The organism is Pseudomonas sp. 65/3-MNA-CIBAN-0223, from assembly GCF_040310425.1.
In the GTDB taxonomy this organism is placed as follows: domain Bacteria; phylum Pseudomonadota; class Gammaproteobacteria; order Pseudomonadales; family Pseudomonadaceae; genus Aquipseudomonas; species Aquipseudomonas gregormendelii.
This window is the reverse complement of the sequence record NZ_JBEOPV010000010.1, coordinates 202,099-219,026: the sequence shown is the minus strand read 5'-3', so window position 1 is coordinate 219,026 and position 16,928 is coordinate 202,099. Positions and strand designations below refer to the sequence as shown.

The 16,928-nt window shown below is 60.2% G+C and carries 18 protein-coding genes and 1 riboswitch; of the genes, 9 read left to right on the top strand and 9 right to left on the bottom strand.

Annotated features, from left to right (window positions below; genetic code table 11):
- Positions 1 to 15: 15 nt before the first annotated feature.
- On the bottom strand, positions 16 to 1,524 hold the full coding sequence (gene mqo, locus AAEZ09_RS14890; RefSeq protein WP_045059245.1) for a malate dehydrogenase (quinone): 1,509 nt from the start codon (positions 1,522 to 1,524) through the stop codon (positions 16 to 18).
- 737 nt (positions 1,525 to 2,261) lie between these two features.
- On the bottom strand, positions 2,262 to 2,495 hold the full coding sequence (locus tag AAEZ09_RS14885) for a hypothetical protein (RefSeq protein WP_045059246.1): 234 nt from the start codon (positions 2,493 to 2,495) through the stop codon (positions 2,262 to 2,264).
- Between the two features lie 195 nt (positions 2,496 to 2,690).
- On the opposite strand from AAEZ09_RS14885, the gene AAEZ09_RS14880 reads away from it, so the two are divergent.
- A complete protein-coding gene (locus tag AAEZ09_RS14880; protein ID WP_045059247.1) occupies positions 2,691 to 3,275 on the top strand; it encodes a YajG family lipoprotein in 585 nt (194 codons plus the stop codon).
- A gap of 58 nt (positions 3,276 to 3,333) precedes the next feature.
- Here the strand turns inward: AAEZ09_RS14880 and AAEZ09_RS14875 are convergent, their stop codons facing one another.
- Positions 3,334 to 3,540, bottom strand: coding sequence for a hypothetical protein (locus AAEZ09_RS14875; RefSeq protein ID WP_045059309.1), 207 nt, complete (start codon positions 3,538 to 3,540; stop codon positions 3,334 to 3,336).
- Between the two features lie 193 nt (positions 3,541 to 3,733).
- Here AAEZ09_RS14875 and AAEZ09_RS14870 point away from each other — a divergent pair, with 193 nt between their 5' ends.
- Positions 3,734 to 4,012, top strand: a complete 279-nt coding sequence (locus AAEZ09_RS14870; protein WP_045059248.1) for a hypothetical protein — start codon at positions 3,734 to 3,736, stop codon at positions 4,010 to 4,012.
- A gap of 38 nt (positions 4,013 to 4,050) precedes the next feature.
- Here AAEZ09_RS14870 and AAEZ09_RS14865 read toward each other — a convergent pair whose 3' ends face one another.
- A complete protein-coding gene (locus AAEZ09_RS14865; RefSeq protein ID WP_177328541.1) occupies positions 4,051 to 5,214 on the bottom strand; it encodes a 1-acyl-sn-glycerol-3-phosphate acyltransferase in 1,164 nt (387 codons plus the stop codon).
- Positions 5,215 to 5,353: 139 nt separating this feature from the next.
- On the opposite strand from AAEZ09_RS14865, the gene AAEZ09_RS14860 reads away from it, so the two are divergent.
- From AAEZ09_RS14860 to AAEZ09_RS14845, 4 genes are all read left to right on the top strand, one after another.
- Positions 5,354 to 5,536: a CPXCG motif-containing cysteine-rich protein gene (locus AAEZ09_RS14860; RefSeq protein WP_122838762.1), complete on the top strand. Its 183-nt coding sequence runs from the start codon at positions 5,354 to 5,356 to the stop codon at positions 5,534 to 5,536.
- Positions 5,537 to 5,548: 12 nt separating this feature from the next.
- Positions 5,549 to 5,809 carry a putative signal transducing protein gene (locus tag AAEZ09_RS14855; RefSeq protein ID WP_045059251.1) on the top strand — a complete coding sequence of 87 codons (261 nt, stop codon included), beginning with the start codon at positions 5,549 to 5,551 and terminating at the stop codon, positions 5,807 to 5,809.
- A 35-nt stretch (positions 5,810 to 5,844) separates the two neighbouring features.
- On the top strand, positions 5,845 to 6,468 hold the full coding sequence (locus AAEZ09_RS14850; RefSeq protein WP_045059252.1) for an SOS response-associated peptidase: 624 nt from the start codon (positions 5,845 to 5,847) through the stop codon (positions 6,466 to 6,468).
- A 129-nt stretch (positions 6,469 to 6,597) separates the two neighbouring features.
- Positions 6,598 to 7,416: a M48 family metallopeptidase gene (locus tag AAEZ09_RS14845; RefSeq protein WP_045059253.1), complete on the top strand. Its 819-nt coding sequence runs from the start codon at positions 6,598 to 6,600 to the stop codon at positions 7,414 to 7,416.
- A 145-nt stretch (positions 7,417 to 7,561) separates the two neighbouring features.
- Here AAEZ09_RS14845 and AAEZ09_RS14840 read toward each other — a convergent pair whose 3' ends face one another.
- From AAEZ09_RS14840 to AAEZ09_RS14830, 3 genes are all read right to left on the bottom strand, one after another.
- Entirely contained in the window at positions 7,562 to 8,146 is a 585-nt protein-coding gene (locus AAEZ09_RS14840) for a TMEM165/GDT1 family protein (protein ID WP_045059254.1), read from the bottom strand.
- 111 nt (positions 8,147 to 8,257) lie between these two features.
- Positions 8,258 to 8,359: riboswitch (yybP-ykoY riboswitch) on the bottom strand.
- Between the two features lie 51 nt (positions 8,360 to 8,410).
- The gene (locus AAEZ09_RS14835; protein WP_350599871.1) at positions 8,411 to 9,409 is read right to left on the bottom strand and encodes a methyltransferase; all 999 of its coding nucleotides are present in this window, start codon (positions 9,407 to 9,409) and stop codon (positions 8,411 to 8,413) included.
- A gap of 33 nt (positions 9,410 to 9,442) precedes the next feature.
- Complete coding sequence (locus AAEZ09_RS14830) at positions 9,443 to 10,408, bottom strand: 2-hydroxyacid dehydrogenase (RefSeq protein ID WP_045059256.1); 966 nt, start codon at positions 10,406 to 10,408, stop codon at positions 9,443 to 9,445.
- Between the two features lie 132 nt (positions 10,409 to 10,540).
- Here AAEZ09_RS14830 and AAEZ09_RS14825 point away from each other — a divergent pair, with 132 nt between their 5' ends.
- Positions 10,541 to 11,170: a LysE family translocator gene (locus AAEZ09_RS14825; RefSeq protein ID WP_350599870.1), complete on the top strand. Its 630-nt coding sequence runs from the start codon at positions 10,541 to 10,543 to the stop codon at positions 11,168 to 11,170.
- A 42-nt stretch (positions 11,171 to 11,212) separates the two neighbouring features.
- On the opposite strand, the gene AAEZ09_RS14820 is transcribed toward AAEZ09_RS14825, so the two are convergent.
- Positions 11,213 to 11,845 carry a CatB-related O-acetyltransferase gene (locus AAEZ09_RS14820; protein ID WP_045059258.1) on the bottom strand — a complete coding sequence of 211 codons (633 nt, stop codon included), beginning with the start codon at positions 11,843 to 11,845 and terminating at the stop codon, positions 11,213 to 11,215.
- A gap of 27 nt (positions 11,846 to 11,872) precedes the next feature.
- Positions 11,873 to 12,766 (bottom strand): glycosyltransferase family 2 protein, encoded by an 894-nt coding sequence (locus AAEZ09_RS14815; RefSeq protein ID WP_350599868.1) that lies wholly within the window; start codon positions 12,764 to 12,766, stop codon positions 11,873 to 11,875.
- 231 nt (positions 12,767 to 12,997) lie between these two features.
- On the opposite strand from AAEZ09_RS14815, the gene AAEZ09_RS14810 reads away from it, so the two are divergent.
- Together AAEZ09_RS14810 and AAEZ09_RS14805 are read left to right on the top strand one after the other, a co-directional pair.
- Positions 12,998 to 14,680, top strand: coding sequence for a fatty acid--CoA ligase (locus AAEZ09_RS14810; RefSeq protein ID WP_045059260.1), 1,683 nt, complete (start codon positions 12,998 to 13,000; stop codon positions 14,678 to 14,680).
- Between the two features lie 335 nt (positions 14,681 to 15,015).
- Positions 15,016 to 16,911 carry a DUF1302 domain-containing protein gene (locus tag AAEZ09_RS14805; RefSeq protein WP_205891601.1) on the top strand — a complete coding sequence of 632 codons (1,896 nt, stop codon included), beginning with the start codon at positions 15,016 to 15,018 and terminating at the stop codon, positions 16,909 to 16,911.
- Positions 16,912 to 16,928 lie beyond the last annotated feature (17 nt).

Genomic DNA, 16,928 nt, shown 5'->3' with positions numbered 1-16,928 from the left:
TTTTGTGAGGCCGAATCAAGCGTAGCTTTCGGTCTCGTTACTGGCTTCAACCAGTTCCAGCGCAACGTTGTTGTGCGCATTGATCTTGCGATACAGCGCCGCGTCGGTTTCCAGAACCTTTTCCCGAGCCGGGAAAATTTCCGCCAGCTTGGCCGCCCATTCACCCGACGCCTTGTTCGGGAAGCACTTCTCGATCAGCTCGAGCATGATCGAAACAGTCACCGATGCGCCCGGCGAAGCACCCAGCAGTGCTGCCAGGGAACCGTCCCTGGCCGCAACCAGCTCGGTACCGAACTGCAGGACGCCGCCTTTTTTCGGGTCCTTCTTGATGATCTGCACCCGTTGGCCGGCCACTTCCAGGCGCCAGTCTTCGGCTTTCGCTTCAGGGTAGAAACGGCGCAGGGATTCCAGGCGCTGTTCCATCGATTGCATCACTTCGCTGACCAGGTATTTGGTCAGGTCCATGTTGTTCTTCGCCACGGCCAGCATCGGGCCGATGTTGCCCGCGCGAACCGACAGCGGCAGGTCCATGAAGGAGCCATGCTTGAGGAACTTGGTGGTGAAACCGGCGTAAGGTCCGAACAGCAGCGACTTCTTGCCGTCGACCACGCGAGTGTCCAGGTGCGGCACGGACATTGGCGGCGAACCCACGGCAGCCTGGCTGTAGACCTTGGCCTGGTGGTGCTTGACCACTTCCGGGTTGTCGCAACGCAGCCACTGGCCGCTGATCGGGAAGCCGCCGAAGCCTTTGCTTTCCTCGATACCGGACGCCTGCAGCAACGGCAGGGCCGCGCCGCCCGCGCCGAGGAAGACGAATTTGGCGTCGACTTCACGGGTGCTGCCGCTGTTGACGTCCTTGATGCTGACGGTCCAGCCGCCGTTATTACGCTTGAGACCGGTAACGCGCTTGCAGTACTTGACCTGGGCATCGGGGGCGCTGGTCAGGTGCTTGAGCAATTGATTGGTCAGGGCGCCGAAGTTGACGTCGGTACCATTCATCACGCGAGTGGCGGCAAGCACTTCGCCGGCTGGACGGCCGGGCATCATCAGCGGCATCCACTCGGCCATGGTGGCCTTGTCTTCGGTGTATTCCATGTCCGAGAACGCGTGGTGCTTACTCAGGATATTGAAACGTTCCTTGAGGAAAGACACGCCGCTGTCACCCTGCACGAAGCTCAGGTGAGGGACCGGGCTGATGAACGATTTGCACGAGCCGAACGTGCCTTTGCGGGTCAGGTAGGACCAGAACTGCTTCGACACCTCGAACTGGGTATTGATGTGCACGGCTTTCTTGATGTCGACGGTGCCGTCGGCGGCCTGCGGCGTGTAATTAAGCTCACACAGCCCGGCATGACCGGTACCGGCGTTGTTCCACGGGTTGGAACTCTCCGCGGCACCGGAATCCATCAGCTCGACGACTTCCAGCTTGATCGCAGGGTCGAGCTCTTTGAGCAGTACGGCCAGGGTGGCACTCATGATGCCGGCCCCTACCAGTACTACGTCGACTGCTTCGTTATGCGCCATTTAACGCGTCTCCAAAATCTGCAGCACCAAATTGTCGGCATGGCTGCCAGGTGTTCCGGGGCGTGTCAGTGATGCCCCAGGTACTCATGGCCAGGATCTCCATGTCCGAATCTTCGCAATTTATCGCAACTTCGACGGACGCTACCGGCCGGGCCTATGAGCCACATGAACTCATTTCAGCGCGCGGGAGGCAATTCGACTTATGGTCGATACATCCGTTTGTGCAACCAAATCCGTAGCGGACAGGCTTCAGGCTCCGGTGTTCGAGGAGTACTCGGTCCTGTGTCGTTGGGCTGTTTCAGACGCTAATGGTGCATGTTCAGACGCAAAACTATTCATTTGCTCGCCACACTCTTGTGAAGTTGTGAAAACCCGTTTTTTTCACGCTCTTTTGAAGACGTGAACCTCAAAAAGGGCTGTCCCAGCCTGGCACCGTGCCCGGATGGATCGCCTTCATGGAGTGCATGAAAGGCAAAACGGGCAAACAGCTCAGTGACCGAGCGTAACGACAGCTCTGCAGATTCGCGAAAAGTAGGGGTTTTGCTCAGGAAACAGCAAGCACGCCAGCTTCACTCGATCTGTGTGGGCGGCTCTCTGTGGGCGATGTCGAGGGTCAATACAGGCGCATTGACAATGTTGCGGGGCCCGATCAGGAGACGTCCTTATAATCGGGGGGAGATTGTAGCGAAGAAACGCAGGGAAATGGTCGTGTTTTATGACTTTTGTTCGGCGTCCGGTCAGGTGGTCAACATACGCGGCGCCCGCGCACGTGGCTGGCGCTGGATCACCCGGGCACTTTGAGGCAGTGGCTGGTGCAACCAGTTGAGGCGGATCTCGTCGATTTCGACCCAGCCGTCCCCCATTGGCTGGAGGCTGCACTGCTTGAACGCCTGGCAGCGACCCTGGCGGTCGAGCAGAGCAAAACAGCGGTGCAGGGGGCGGGGGGCGAACAGCGAAATGAGAAAGCGCATGGCAAGATTCCTCCTGGGGTTGCCTGAAGGTTGGCATTGAGCGGTGACGGGACGGTGTATGAGCGATGACAGGTGTGTGACAGACAATGATTCCTAAATGCACTTCAGGCTTTTCCTTATTTGTGGCGCTGGTTCCCTGTCGTGGCGCACAGCTATACTGCGACCTTGTTTGTGCCTGATTCTGGAGAGAAGAGCATGTTGCAACGCTTGTTGTTCGGTTTGATCGCTGTGACCAGTTTGACCCTCGTCGGCTGCGCCCACAGCCCGCAACAACTGAGCCCGGAGCCGAAGCTGACCACGCAGCTCGCGCCCGTTGGCCATGGCCAGCAGGTGGTGGTGCGGGTGGTGGATGGCCGTCCTTCGCCAACCCTGGGTACCCGCGGTGGCATGTACCCGGAGACCAGCGCGATCACCGTGCAAAGTGCGCAGATCCTGCCGAAGCTGCAGGCCCAGGCTGAAGCAGCCGTGCGTTTGCTGGGCTTCACCCCGGTTTCCAGCGCCAATAACGCGCCGCAATTGACTGTGACCCTGGCCGAGCTCAAGTATCAGTCGCCCAAGGAAGGCATGTACGTGACCGAGGCTACCATCGGCGCCACGTTCCGCTCCGATGTGCAGAATGCCAATCGTCGTTACAGCGGTCGCTACGGCGCCTCCCTGGACCAGCGTTTCGGCATGGCACCTAATCAGGAAACCAACACCAAGCTGGTCAGCGATGTGTTGAGTGATGCGTTGACGCGCCTGTTCAAGGACCCGACAGTGGGTCAGGTGCTGGGCCAATAAGCGTTCGCGAGATGAAAAAAGTATGCCCGGGACCAGAAATGGCCCGGGCATTTTTATGTCAGGCCGCCTGGGAATAGAAATCCAGCACGCTGATCCCCGTGAGCAAATCCGTCTCCGGCAAGTCCTCATGCTGATGCCCGCCCAATGCGCAATACACCAGCCAGTGGCGGTCCTGGACATTGAAGGACAGGCTTCCCACAAGGTTCTGCTGTTCTTCGCTTGCGGCGATCAGGTAGAGGCGATCCTGGTTTTCGGCGTGCAGCATGACGTTTTCCGTGTCGGTTTCGAGGGGCGCCAGACTGACCCAGTCAGATGACGTCGCCGTGACACAGAACAGCATTTGCTCAGTTTTTCGTTATTTGTCGGAAAGGTGGGGCAGGTGGGCGGCCTTTCGGTAGAATCCGCGCCGCAGTCGTCGATCTGGCGACTTGCCATATCCGATTCGCCAGAGGTTCGTGATGTCGCTGCATTTGATGACGCTGTTTATCGCCCATCCCGCCAAGTTGATCAACCTGCTGGCCCTGCTGCTCGCCTTCCCGGGCAGCTGGCTGCTGCATGCCACCCGTCGCCGCGAGCAGCGCGCACTGGCCAGTATCGAGGCCCAGCGCCAGAGCCGGCCAAGCGTGGAGCCGACCCTGGATTGGGCGACCTTGCGCATGAACCGGTTTTTCTATCGCTTTGGTTTTGCGTGCCTGGCGCTGGCGCTGGTCGTGTCGTGGGTCAGCACGCAGTTTTGAACCTCTAAAAGAAGATCGCAGCCTGCGGCAGCTCCGGCCTATAGGGGCAATCCGGCCTTGACCCGATACTGATTACGCACCGGCGTCGCATACTGCTGGATGAGGTATGGACGATGGTCCGCAGGGCATTCGTCCAGGCGCCGCTGCCACTCCTCCTGAGCCTTGGCCAACTCATCCGCCGCAAATACCTTGGCCGCGTCTGGCACCTGCAGTTGCGGATCCGCGTCCTGCCATTGGGCGTAGGCCAGGTAATGCACCGGAAACAGCCGATACCCCCCGAGAATCTGCTTGTCCATCTCGATCGCCAATTGCTTGGTGTCGTCGAAGACCTGGGTGATGGGCGCCGCAAAGTTCACATGCACTCGGCCCTTGTAGCCGGTGATTCCCTTGGCAATGCTGACATCATCCTCGCCCGGCACCTTGGTGTAGGTGCCAGTGGTGGCGCGTATGTACAGTTCGCGGGCCTTGGCCTGGTCGCAGGGATCGTATTCGTAGCTGATCGATACCGGAGTCAGGTTCAGAGACCGAATGACCTCGCCGAACGGCTCGTCCTTGCGGCTCATATGAAACATCTTGAGGATCGCCGACTCGGTCCGGTCATCACCATCCTTGGCCCGACCTTCAGCCTGGGCGATCCAGATCGAGGCGCAGTCGTTGCGGATCGAATGATTGATGTACGCCGAGAGCAACTGGTACGCCGCCATCTTTTCCCGGCGACCGGTGATCGAGCGATGCACGATGAAGCTCTTGTTCAGGCGCATCAGGTCGCTGACGAAGGGTTTCTGCAGCAGGTTGTCGCCAATCGCGATACGTGGGGTCGGCAGCCCCGCGTGGTATACGGCATAGTTGACGAAGGCCGGGTCCATCACGATATCGCGGTGGTTGGCGATGAACAGGTAGGCGCTGCCGGACTTGAATTGCTCGACGCCGCTGTAGGTGACGCCGTCGGTAGCACGCTCAATGGTGTGGTCGACATAAACTTCGACTTTATCCTGCAGGCTTGCCACTGAATTCACGCCGGCGAACTCACGCCGCAACCGATGAGCTATAAGAGGTTTGAGCGCCCAGCCAAGGGCTCCGGCAAAGCGCGGGAAGCGGAAGTGGGTGAGGATATCTAGCAACGCCTTGTCGCTGAGCAGCCGTGCCAGCACCGCCGGGACTTCGCTGTCGTCGTAAGGTCGGATGGTATCGAATTCGCCCATCATGCTCTCTTGTTGGAAACGGCTAGGGTAAGTAAAGGTTTTGATCAAACCAACGGGGCACGGTCTGAAAAATAGACAGACAAAAATAGCCCTGCAAATAGACCGGCGATTATACGCACAAGTCACCTGGGAGACCGCGATGCTGGAAACCGAGCGCTACGAATGTCCATATTGTGGTGAGCAAGCCGAGGCTGTACTGGACTTGTCCGGTGGCGATCAGACGTATATCGAGGACTGTCCGGTGTGTTGTCGCCCGATAACCTTTGTACTGCAGACCGATGGTCAGGAATGGTTGCTGGAAGTCCATAGCGAAAACGAGTGAAAGGGGCGTGACATGCAGCGGATCTACGAACCGGAAAACCTGATGGAAGGGGAGTTGCTGCAAGGCATGCTGGCCAGCGAGGGGATCGAGGCCCACCTGGTGGGGCGGGACCTGGTCGGAGGTACGGGAGAATTGCCCATCTACGGGTTGCTCGGGCTGTCGGTTGACAATGACCAGGCGGCCTACGCGCGTGAGCTGATCAGCGCTTACAATGCCGCGCTGCCGCTGCCCGGGGATGAACCGGAGAGTTTCCCCGGCACGCTGGTCTGTTAGGCTGGCGTTCGTTTGATCAAGAGTTGTGCTGCCCCATGTGTGGACGTTATGCCCTGTTTCGCTGGAACCCCGCCTTTGCGGCCCTGCCTGGTTTTCCCGCTGATCAGCAGGCCCAGTGGAACATATCCCCTACCGATTCGGTGCTGATGCTGCGCGCTGGCGCTGATGGCCAGCGCGAGTTGGCGCGCGCGCGCTGGGGGCTGACCCCGCCGTGGCTGACCGATCTTTCCCGCACGCCCGCGCATGCCCGAGCTGAAACCGTGGCCGAACAACCCATGTTCCGCGAAGCCCTGCGCCTGCGCCGTTGCCTGTTGCCGGCCAACGGGTTCTACGAATGGCGCGGCACCGCGCGCAAGCGTCCGTACTGGCTGACGCCGGGAGAGGGCGCGTCGCTGTTTTTCGCGGCAATCTGGGAGGCATATCCGGTGCAGGAGCAGGTGTGGTTGAGTACCGCGGTGATAACGCAGCCGGCCGCGAGCCAGCGTCGGCCATTGATTCTGGATGCCGCCGGGCAGCAAGCGTGGCTCGATCCAGAGACGCCGTTGCATGCCTTGCAGGCCCTGCTGGCGAGCGAGCCTGCGCCCTTGCGCGAGCGGGTGCTGGCCAACCTGATAAACGATCCAAAGCTCAATGGCCCGGAGTGTTTGACGCCGGGGTAGGCGCTGCCATGGGCAATTTTCGGCTCGGGTTCGGATCTTTTCCTCAAATGCGCGTCTGTATGTCTGTTGTATCTGGCGCCGATTTCATTCCGCGCCTAGGATACCGGCATGTTTTCAAGGAGCTTTTCGATGAACAAGACATTGGTTTTGTGTGCACTGAGCGCAGGTCTGCTGCTCGCCGGTTGTCAGTCGGTCAACACCACCAGCGGTGGCGCGGTAGGTGTTGAGCGCAAGCAGTACATGTTCAGCATGCTGTCGACCGATGAGGTCAACCAGATGTATGCCCAGTCCTACCAGAAGACCGTCGGTGAAGCGACCACCCAGGGCGTCCTGGACAAAACCAGCAATGATGCCAAGCGCGTCCAGGCGATTGCCAGCCGGCTGATCGCCCAGGCGCCGGTGTTCCGTCCTGATTCGGCGCAGTGGAAGTGGGAAGTCAATCTGATCAAGAGCGACGAACTCAACGCCAACTGCGGGCCGGGCGGCAAGATCATTTTCTACACCGGGCTGATCGACACGTTGAAGCTGACCGACGATGAAATCGCGGCGATCATGGGCCATGAAATCGCCCACGCCCTGCGCGAGCACGGGCGTGAAGCAATGTCCAAAGCCTATGGTATCGAGATGGCCAAGCAGGGCGCCGGTGCGCTGTTCGGCCTGGGCCAGGACAGCCTGGCGCTGGCGGACACCGTGGCCAACTACGGCATGACCTTGCCTAACAGTCGCTCCAATGAAAACGAAGCGGACCTGATCGGCCTGGAGCTGGCCGCCCGTGCCGGCTACAACCCGAATGCAGCGATTACCCTGTGGAACAAGATGAGCAAGGTCTCGGAAGGTTCGCCGCCGGAGTTCATGAGCACTCACCCGGCTTCGACCAGCCGGATTGCTTCGCTGGAAGCAGCGATTCCGAAGGTGATGCCGCTCTACGAGAAAGCGCCGAAGTCTTGATAATCATGGGGTGATGCCGCTGACGCCTTCGCGGGCTAGCCCGCTCCCACAGGTCCCGTGGTGGCCACAATTTTGTGATCACCACCAACCCTGTGGGAGCGGGCTTGCCCGCGATGAACGTTAACTCGTTCTAAGACCTAGCGCGTCAAACCCACCCACTGCTCTGCATCGCCTTGTACACCGCAACGATCGCCAGGATGAAGAACGCCGAAGCCGCCAGGCGGCGAATCAGGGTCAATGGCAGTTTTTCCGCGGCAAAGTTACCCGCCAGAACCACCGGCACGTTGGCAATCAACATGCCCAGGGTGGTACCAATGATTACCAGCCACAATTCCGGGTACTGTGCTGCGAGTATGACCGTGGCGATCTGGGTCTTGTCGCCAATCTCAGCGAGGAAGAACGCGATCAGCGTGGTCACGAACGGCCCGAACTTGCGTGCGGTGCTGGCTTCGTCGTCATCCATCTTGTCCGGCACCAGGGTCCACAGCGCAGTGGCGGCGAAGCTCGCGGCCAGGATCCAGTGCAGCATCGCATCCGAGAAGAAACTGCCGACCCATGCGCCCACTGCGCCGGCAGCCGCATGGTTGGCCAGGGTGGCAGCGACGATGCCGGCGATGATCGGCCAGGGCTTGCGGAAACGCGCGGCGAGAATGAGGGCGAGCAGTTGCGTCTTGTCACCGATTTCGGCCAAGGCAACGATTGCGGTTGGAACGAGTAGAGAGTCCAGCATCAGGGATTTTCCTAAGGGGCGGGTCGACACGGCTATGACACGTACAGCCTCCCCGCCCCGGGTAAGGTGTTCGTGTCATAGGTCTTGTCAAACTCTGAGGTCCGTCTGTGCGGACCTCGAGGTCGCATACGCCATGGTCTGAGGACCAAGTATGTTGACGTATGCCGGACGAGCGTGGCGCTCGTGGGAGACTACTCCCCTAGGACGGAGCGGATTCTGCCTAGGCAAATCCGAATGAGCAAGTCTCTTTTTGCAGAAAAGATTTCAGCCGCGCTTGGCGCGATAGATCCTGAAGCCCTGTCCTTCGGCCTTGATCGCACACACGCCAAGGTGCTCTTCGATCAGCGGCTGGTACTTCAGGAAGCTGTTGGCAACCAGGCGCAGTTCCCCGCCGTTTTTCAGATGTTTGGCTGCTTTTCGCAGCAAGTTCTCGGTGGCGAAGTAGTCGGTATGCACGCCCACATGGAACGGCGGGTTGCTTAAAATCGCGCTCAAACCCATGGGTGCCGCGTCGATACCGTCACCGGTTATCACGTCTGCTTCAAGGCCGTTGGCGGCCAGCGTCAGGCGACTGCTGGCGGCCGCGAAGGCGTCCACGTCGAGCAAGGTCACCTGATTGTGCGGATAGCGGCGCTTGACCGCCGCCCCCAACACACCGGCACCGCAACCAAAATCCAGCAAATGACCGCTTGGCAACTTGTCGAGGTGCTCGAGCAGCAGCGCACTGCCGCGATCCAGGCGGCCGTGGCTGAACACCCCGGGCAGGCTGATGACGGTCAGCGGTCCTTCAGACAGGTCCAGCTCATAAGTCTGGGCCAGGCTTTCCAGGGATTTGGCCTTTGGCGCATCGGCGACGGTGACCAGCCACAGCTGGCAGTGGCGCGCGCTGTCGAGCTTGCGCGGTTTGCCAAAAGGGTTGAGTTGCTTGGCGGCGCCTTCGATGCCGCTGCGCTTCTCGCCCACCAGGTACAACTCGCGACCGGCCAGGCGCGAGGCCAGGGCGTTGAGAATGTAGTCGGTGAGGTCCTTGGATTTGGGCAGAAACACCACCGCTGTTTCGAACTCGCGCTCTGGCGCGGTCACCCCAAATTGGCTGCGCCCGGCGAAGCGGGCATCGAGGGCTGCTTGATCGCCAGCGTGCCAGCACCAGCCGTGGGCATCGGGCAGGCGTCCCAGCAGATCATCGGCGGGCAACCCGGCGAGCAATACCGAACCCTGGAATAACTCGGCCTGACGAAGCAGTACTTCACTGCGCGGATCCATAATCTGCTCCCTGGAAAAAAGTGCCGCAGTCTATCAACTGACGACACGCAGCGCTTTACCGCTGAAGTATCCCTGCGCATTTTCCGTGAGTTGGCCGACGATCCGCTGGCGCGCTTCACGACTGCCCCAGGCGTTGTGCGGGGTGACGATCAGGCGAGGGATGTCGTCGGCCAGCAGTGGATTGCCGGCGGTCGGTGGCTCTACGCTGAGCACGTCGGTGGCCGCGCCGCCGAGGTGGCCGTTGCGCAAAGCGTCGGCCAGCGCCTGCTCGTCAATCAGGCCACCTCGGGCCGTGTTCACTACAAATGCGCCCGGTTTCATCGAGGCCAGCTCCGGGGCTCCAATGAAATGGCGGGTGTGTTCGTTCAGTGGGCAGTGCAGGGTCAGGGCGTCGATCTGCGGCAGCAGCTCTGCCAGCGGCAGTCGATCCGGCCTGGCTGGGCGCCCCGGTATCTGGCCCAGCAGCACGCGCATGCCGAATGCTTGCGCCAGCCGGGCGACGGCGCCACCCAGTTCGCCGTGCCCCAGCAAGCCAAGGGTCTTGCCTTCCAGTTCGACGATCGGATAGTCCAGCAGGCAGAACTGTTTCGCCTGTTGCCAGCGTCCTTCGTCCACGGCTTTCTGGTAGTCGGCCAGGCGCGTCGCCAGGTTCAGCAGCAACATGATGGTGTGTTGCGCCACCGAGGGTGTGCCGTATCCCTGGCAGTTGCACACGGTGATGCCGTGGGCGCGCGCGGCCGCCAGATCGACATTGTTGGTGCCGGTGGCGGCAATCAGGATCAGCTTCAGCCCGGGGCTCGCGGCGATTGCGGCTGCATCGATCACGGTTTTATTGCTGATGGCGACAGTCGCGCCCTTGAGGCGCTCGATCACCTGGTCTGGTGTTGTCTGGGCGAACAGTTGCAAGTCGCTGAAACAATCGCGCAACGGTGCCAGGTCGAGGTCGCCCAGGTCCAGGGAAGGATGGTCGAGGAAAACTGCGCGGTGAGTGTTCGTCATCAACTGTACCTTTTGTGCATTGATCTGAAGGCGTAATCTGCCGAGCCTAACAGATGAAACAATCAGTTACTCATCGCAGGGCTGGCCTATACGCCGCTGGATTTCGCCAGGCCTGCCACTAAGGATTTGCGCATGTATTGGACAGAGTTCTTGACCGTTGCCCTCATTCACCTGCTCGCCGTGGCCAGCCCCGGCCCGGACTTTGCGGTGGTGGTGCGCGAAAGCGTGACCCACGGTCGTCGCGCCGGCACTTGGACTGCACTGGGGGTTGGCTCGGCGATATTCCTGCATGTGGGTTATTCGCTGCTGGGCATTGGGCTGATCGTGTCGCAATCGATCGTGCTGTTCAACGCCTTGAAATGGGCCGCTGCCGCGTACCTGCTGTACATCGGATTCAAGGCGCTGCGTGCGCAACCGGCCAAGCCGGTGACCGACGACCTGCACAAGGAAGCCGGTGAGCGCACTGCCCGTGGCGCCTTCACTTCGGGCTTTGTGACCAATGGTCTGAACCCGAAGGCCACGCTGTTCTTCCTGTCGCTGTTCACGGTGGTGATCAACCCGCACACGCCGTTGTCGGTGCAGGCTGGCTACGGCGTCTATCTGGCGGTGGCCACGGCGATCTGGTTCTGCCTGGTGGCGATGCTGTTCAGCCAGCAGCGAGTGCGCGCCGGATTTGCGCGCATGGGCCACTGGTTCGATCGGACGATGGGCGCGGTGCTGATTGCCATCGGGGTGAAACTGGCGTTTACCGAAATGCATTGAAGGAACTGGGGAGCGCCGCGCCATCTTGTCGCGGCCAATCCGTCACCCGGGTTGATTCGACTGGCGCTGGCGGACGTAATCCAGAAACCCGTCCATGTCACTGCTGCACAGCACCCGTGACGCAGTCTTCACCTCTTCCATCGGCCAGTCCCACCAGGCAGATGCCAACAGTTCCTGGCGCACGTCTTCCTCGAAGCGCCAGCGAATGTGCCGGCTGGGGTTGCCGCCAACGATCGCATAGGGTTCCACGTCACGGGTGACCACGGCCCCCGCGGCGACTACCGCGCCATGACCGATGGTGACGCCCGACAGGATCAGCACATTGGCGCAGATCCAGCAGTCGCTGCCGATTACCACATCACCCTTGGTCGGGCTGCACCCGGGAATATCCCGGGCTTCGTCAATCATCAACGGGAACGGGTAGGTGCTGACCCAGTCGGTGCGATGCCCGCCGCCGAGCAGAATCTGCACGCCTTCGGCTATCGAGGTGTAGGAGCCGACCTTCAGGATCGTATCGTCACCAAATTCCATGACCTCGGGAATGCCATAGGTCCCCACGCCTATTTCATAGCGGGGGTAGCGCAGGCGAATTTTCTCTGGCGCGCGCTGCAGTTTTTCCAGGCGCTTGAGGTGCTTGCGGATTTTTCGTTGTTTGAGTTTTTCGAGAAATTTCATGGCCAGGCCTGGAAGCGGGGAGGGCGTTCAGCGATGCAGCATCAAGCGTTTCAAACGGCGGAAGCTGGTGCGGTTCAGGTGACGCCAGGGAATGGAGCGCAACAGTTTCCAGGCTTCCTTCTTGTCTTCGACGACCGCGTACTTGAGGGCCTTGTTCACCAGTTGCGTGCGAGCGCTCTGGTATGCGGGGTGGCCCAGGTACGGCGCGATGGCTTCAAGGTCCGCCTGTAGCAGCACCTTGTACTTTCTCGACAGGTTGTTGGGGTGACGGCGATAGCGGGTCACGCACACCGGCAGCTCATGCACCTCGTAACCCAGGCGGGCGATGCGCAGGGTCATCTGGAAATCCTGGACCCGCAGGCTTGGCGCATAAAAGCCGGCACTGCGCATGGCGCTCATGCGATACAGCGCAACCGGAGCACCGATCACCACGGCGCCGCTGAGCACCTTGTCGAAGTCGTAGGTGCGGATCTCGTCGCGTTGTTGCTGCTTGATGGTATTGCCGTCGCTGTCCATGTAGATGATCAGCGCCCCCACACAGCCAACTTGCGGGTGCTGTTCCAGGTAATCCACCCGGATGCGCACGGACTGCGGCAGCATGATGTCGTCCAGGTCCGGCGTGGATACGTAGTCGCCCTTGGCATAACGCAAGCCGTGGTTGAGGGCCGCGCTGACGCCCTGGTTGGCCTGGGTATACAGCTGGAAGTCATGGGTTTGCTGCAATTGCCTGAGCATCGCGATGCTGTTGTCGCTGGAGCCATCGTCGACGATGATGACTTCAAAATTCGGGTAATCCTGGGCGAAGATGCTGGCGATCGCCTCTTCCAGGTATTTTTCCGCGTTATAACAAGGCGCCACAATGGAAACCAGGGGCGCTTCTTTACTGGAGCAATCCAGAGGGTCGGTCACTTCAGTATTCATCGCTGTCATTGTGTCGGTAAAAGTGCATAGGCTCGCACGAAACCCTGCTGGCATCCATTACAAGTTGCCCTGCACAGGCAATAAGCGTGGCCGCCAGAGGTTGCGGGTGATGGCGCAAAGCCAGCATCTGACCCTCCGACGAAATCATTCCTTTGGCTGATTTGATGCCCGGGCCGGCGCATTAGAGTGCTGCTTTCAGCCACGACCGTGCAGTCAGGAAAAGGGATTCTTATGTTGCAGACTCGCGTTATCCCCCCAGCCGAAGGCGCTTACCAATACCCGCTGCTGATTAAACGCCTGCTGATGTCGGGTGCCCGCTACGAGAAGACCCGCGAGATCGTCTATCGCGATCAATTGCGCTACAGCTACCCGACCCTGATCGAGCGCGTGGCACGACTCGCCAACGTACTGACCGCCGCCGGCGTCAAGCCGGGGGATACCGTGGCGGTGATGGACTGGGACAGCCATCGCTATCTGGAATGCATGTTCGCCATCCCGATGATCGGCGCGGTGATCCACACCATCAACGTACGTCTGTCACCGGAACAGATCCTCTACACCATGAACCACGCTGAAGACCGCTTCGTGCTGGTCAACAGCGAGTTCGTGGGCCTGTACAACGCGATCGCCGGGCACCTGACCACCGTCGAGAAAACCCTGCTGCTGACAGACCTGCCGGAAAAAACTGCTGACCTGCCCAATCTCGTGGGGGAGTACGAGCAACTGCTGGCGGCAGCGAGCGCCCAATACGATTTCGAGGATTTCGACGAAAACTCGGTCGCCACCACCTTCTACACCACCGGCACCACCGGCAACCCCAAGGGCGTGTACTTCACCCATCGACAACTGGTGCTGCACACCATGGGGGTGTCGACCATCATGGGCGCCATCGACAGCGTGCGCCTGCTGGGCACCAATGATGTGTACATGCCGATCACCCCGATGTTCCACGTGCATGCCTGGGGCTTGCCGTACGTGGCGACCATGCTCGGGCTCAAGCAGGTTTACCCCGGTCGTTACGACCCGGAGTTTCTGGTGGAGTTGTGGCGCAAGGAGAAGGTCACTTTTTCCCACTGCGTACCGACCATCCTGCAGATGGTCCTCAATGCCAAGGCCGCGCAGGACACCGATTTTGGCGGCTGGAAAATCGTCATCGGCGGCAGTGCCCTGAACCGGGCGCTGTATGAGGCCGCCAAGGCCAAGGGCATTCAGTTGACCGCAGCCTATGGCATGTCGGAAACCGGCCCGCTGGTGTCCTGTGCGCACCTCAACGACGAGCTGATGGCAGGCACTGAAGACGAGCGCACCACTTACCGCATCAAGGCCGGTGTGCCGGGCCCCCTGGTGGAGGCGGCGATCGTCGACGCCGAGGGTCATTTCCTGCCGGCCGATGGCGAGACTCAGGGGGAACTGGTACTGCGCGCGCCATGGCTCACCGAAGGCTATTTCAATGAACCGCAGAAGGGCGCCGAGCTGTGGGCGGGCGGCTGGTTGCACACCGGCGACGTGGCGACGCTGGACACCATGGGCGTGATCGATATTCGCGACCGCATCAAGGACGTGATCAAGACCGGCGGCGAGTGGATTTCCTCCCTGGACCTCGAAGACCTGATCAGCCGTCATGTAGCGGTACGCGAAGTAGCAGTGGTGGGCATCGCCGATCCGCAGTGGGGCGAGCGCCCGTTCGCCTTGCTGGTGATCCGCGAAGGCCACGTAATCGGGGCCAAGGAACTCAAGGAACACCTCAAGCCGTTCGTGGAACTGGGGCACCTGAGCAAGTGGGCGATCCCGAGCCAGATTGCTCTTGTTACCGAAATTCCCAAGACCAGCGTCGGCAAGCTGGACAAGAAAAAAATCCGCCTCGACATTACCGAATGGCAGGCCAACAACAGCACCTTCCTCTCGACGCTTTAAGCGATCCTGGCGTGCCCGAAAAGGCACGCCAGCCCCACCAAGCAAGCGCTTGGCTTGTGAAATCTGAATTTTCAGCCATTCTTCCCGTGCCGACAGTTGTCGGACTGGCGAAAGGACTGTTCCAGAGTGGCTGGCAGCTGCAAATCACACTTTAGAGGGATCAAGCTCTACTACCTGCTGGCTATAGTCCGCTCAAGGATTTTTAAGAACGAGCGCAAACGCACAAACGGGGCGATGCACATTGGATTGAATTCGGAACGCCCTGGCGTCCGGTCAGCCACAACGTTTTTAAAAGTACTCACTGCCATAACAATAATGCACATGGAGTAGCGTCGATGACATCAGTAAACCAGTTCTGGCGCCGGGCGAAATTGCCTCTGGCGGTCAGTCTTGCTTCTACGCTCGCCGGGCCCGCATTCGGCGTCAGTTTCAACATTGGTGAAATCGAAGGTCAGTTCGACTCTTCTCTCTCCCTGGGCATGAGCGTTTCCACCCAGTCGCCGAACAAGAACCTCATCGGGGTCAACAACGGCGGCCAAGGGCTGTCCCAGACTTCCGATGACGGTCACCTGAACTTCAAGAGCGGCCAGGCCTTCTCGAAGATTTTCAAGGGTATCCATGACCTTGAATTGAAATACGGCGACACCGGTGTGTTCGTGCGGGGCAAATACTGGTACGACTTCGCACTGCAAAACGAAGACCTTGAATTCAAGAACGTCAGCAACGACAACCGCAAGGAAGGCGCCAAATCCTCCGGCGGCCAGATCCTCGATGCCTTCGTCTACCACAACTACTCCATCGCCGATCAGCCGGGCTCCGTGCGTCTGGGCAAGCAGGTAGTGAGCTGGGGCGAAAGTACGTTCATCGGCGGTGGCATCAACTCGATCAACCCGATCGACGTATCCGCATTCCGTCGTCCGGGTGCCGAGATCAAGGAAGGCCTGATCCCGGTCAACATGTTCTACGTCTCCCAGAGCCTCACCGAGAATCTCTCGGCTGAAGCGTTCTACCAGCTGGAATGGGACCAGACCGTCGTCGACAACTGCGGCACCTTCTTCTCCCAGCCGGACATCGTTGCCGATGGCTGTGACAGCAACCTGCGGGTGTTGAACAAACGCTCGACCATCCCGGCCGTTGCCCTGGGACCGTTGGCTGGCGCTGGCGTAGACGTCAACGAGGAAGGTGTGCTGGTCCGTCGCGGCCCCGATCGCGATGCGCGGGACAGCGGCCAATGGGGCGCGTCCCTGAAGTACATGTTCGATCCGCTGGACACCGAATTCGGTGCCTACTTCATGAACTACCACAGCCGTGCGCCGATCTTCAGCGCCACGGGTGCACCGCAATCGGTGTACAACACCGCCGCGGGCCTGCCGGGTCCATTCGCTGCACTGGCACCTTTGCTGGTGGCGGGCAACTCGCAGTATTTCATCGAATACCCGGAAGACATTCGCCTGTACGGCTTGAGCTTCTCCACCACCCTGCCTACCGGTACGGCGTGGAGCGGTGAGATCAGCTATCGTCCGAACGCGCCGGTGCAGCTCAACTCCACCGACATCCTGTTCGCCGGTGTGCGTCCGTTGGGCGGCGCCCTGGGCAATGCTTCGCTACTGACTGGCGTTCCTGGCCAGGACCTGCACGGTTATCGTCGCAAGGAAATCACCCAGTTCCAGACCACCCTGACGCACTTCTTCGATCAAGTGATGGGCGCGAGCCGTCTGACCCTGGTAGGTGAAGTGGGCGTGACTCACGTCGGCGGCCTGGAAAGCTCCTCTGACGTGCGCTACGGCCGCGATCCGGTCTACGGTCCAGGTGAGCTGCCACCGACTGGCCCAGCCGGTACCGACACCTGCGCCAACATCCTCAACGCCAGCACCATCAACGGTGCAGGTGCTGGTTCGCCGCAGAACAATCGCAGTCGCAATTGCACCAACGAAGGCTTCACCACCGCAACCTCGTGGGGCTACCGCGGTCGTGCGATCTGGGAATACAACGACGTATTCGCCGGCGTGAACCTCAAGCCTAACGTGGCCTGGTCCCATGACGTGAGCGGCTACTCGCCTGGCCCTGGCGGCAACTTCGAGGAAGGTCGCAAAGCGGTCAGCCTGGGCGTTGATGCCGAGTACCAGAACACCTACACCGCGAGCCTGGCGTACACCAACTTCTTCGACGGCAAATACACCACTGTGGACGATCGCGACTTTGTTGCGCTCAGCGTCGGCGTGAACTTCTAAGCACAGTATTTTCAGGA

Bases quoted from the DNA above. Each gene is read 5' to 3' on its own strand.
- mqo (WP_045059245.1), bottom strand. From the start codon at position 1,524: ATGGCGCATAACGAAGCAGTCGACGTAGTACTGGTAGGGGCCGGCATC.
- AAEZ09_RS14885 (WP_045059246.1), bottom strand. From the start codon at position 2,495: ATGCGCTTTCTCATTTCGCTGTTCGCCCCCCGCCCCCTGCACCGCTGT.
- AAEZ09_RS14880 (WP_045059247.1), top strand. From the start codon at position 2,691: ATGTTGCAACGCTTGTTGTTCGGTTTGATCGCTGTGACCAGTTTGACC.
- AAEZ09_RS14875 (WP_045059309.1), bottom strand. From the start codon at position 3,540: ATGCTGCACGCCGAAAACCAGGATCGCCTCTACCTGATCGCCGCAAGC.
- AAEZ09_RS14870 (WP_045059248.1), top strand. From the start codon at position 3,734: ATGTCGCTGCATTTGATGACGCTGTTTATCGCCCATCCCGCCAAGTTG.
- AAEZ09_RS14865 (WP_177328541.1), bottom strand. From the start codon at position 5,214: ATGGGCGAATTCGATACCATCCGACCTTACGACGACAGCGAAGTCCCG.
- AAEZ09_RS14860 (WP_122838762.1), top strand. From the start codon at position 5,354: ATGCTGGAAACCGAGCGCTACGAATGTCCATATTGTGGTGAGCAAGCC.
- AAEZ09_RS14855 (WP_045059251.1), top strand. From the start codon at position 5,549: ATGCAGCGGATCTACGAACCGGAAAACCTGATGGAAGGGGAGTTGCTG.
- AAEZ09_RS14850 (WP_045059252.1), top strand. From the start codon at position 5,845: ATGTGTGGACGTTATGCCCTGTTTCGCTGGAACCCCGCCTTTGCGGCC.
- AAEZ09_RS14845 (WP_045059253.1), top strand. From the start codon at position 6,598: ATGAACAAGACATTGGTTTTGTGTGCACTGAGCGCAGGTCTGCTGCTC.
- AAEZ09_RS14840 (WP_045059254.1), bottom strand. From the start codon at position 8,146: ATGCTGGACTCTCTACTCGTTCCAACCGCAATCGTTGCCTTGGCCGAA.
- AAEZ09_RS14835 (WP_350599871.1), bottom strand. From the start codon at position 9,409: ATGGATCCGCGCAGTGAAGTACTGCTTCGTCAGGCCGAGTTATTCCAG.
- AAEZ09_RS14830 (WP_045059256.1), bottom strand. From the start codon at position 10,408: ATGACGAACACTCACCGCGCAGTTTTCCTCGACCATCCTTCCCTGGAC.
- AAEZ09_RS14825 (WP_350599870.1), top strand. From the start codon at position 10,541: ATGTATTGGACAGAGTTCTTGACCGTTGCCCTCATTCACCTGCTCGCC.
- AAEZ09_RS14820 (WP_045059258.1), bottom strand. From the start codon at position 11,845: ATGAAATTTCTCGAAAAACTCAAACAACGAAAAATCCGCAAGCACCTC.
- AAEZ09_RS14815 (WP_350599868.1), bottom strand. From the start codon at position 12,766: ATGAATACTGAAGTGACCGACCCTCTGGATTGCTCCAGTAAAGAAGCG.
- AAEZ09_RS14810 (WP_045059260.1), top strand. From the start codon at position 12,998: ATGTTGCAGACTCGCGTTATCCCCCCAGCCGAAGGCGCTTACCAATAC.
- AAEZ09_RS14805 (WP_205891601.1), top strand. From the start codon at position 15,016: ATGACATCAGTAAACCAGTTCTGGCGCCGGGCGAAATTGCCTCTGGCG.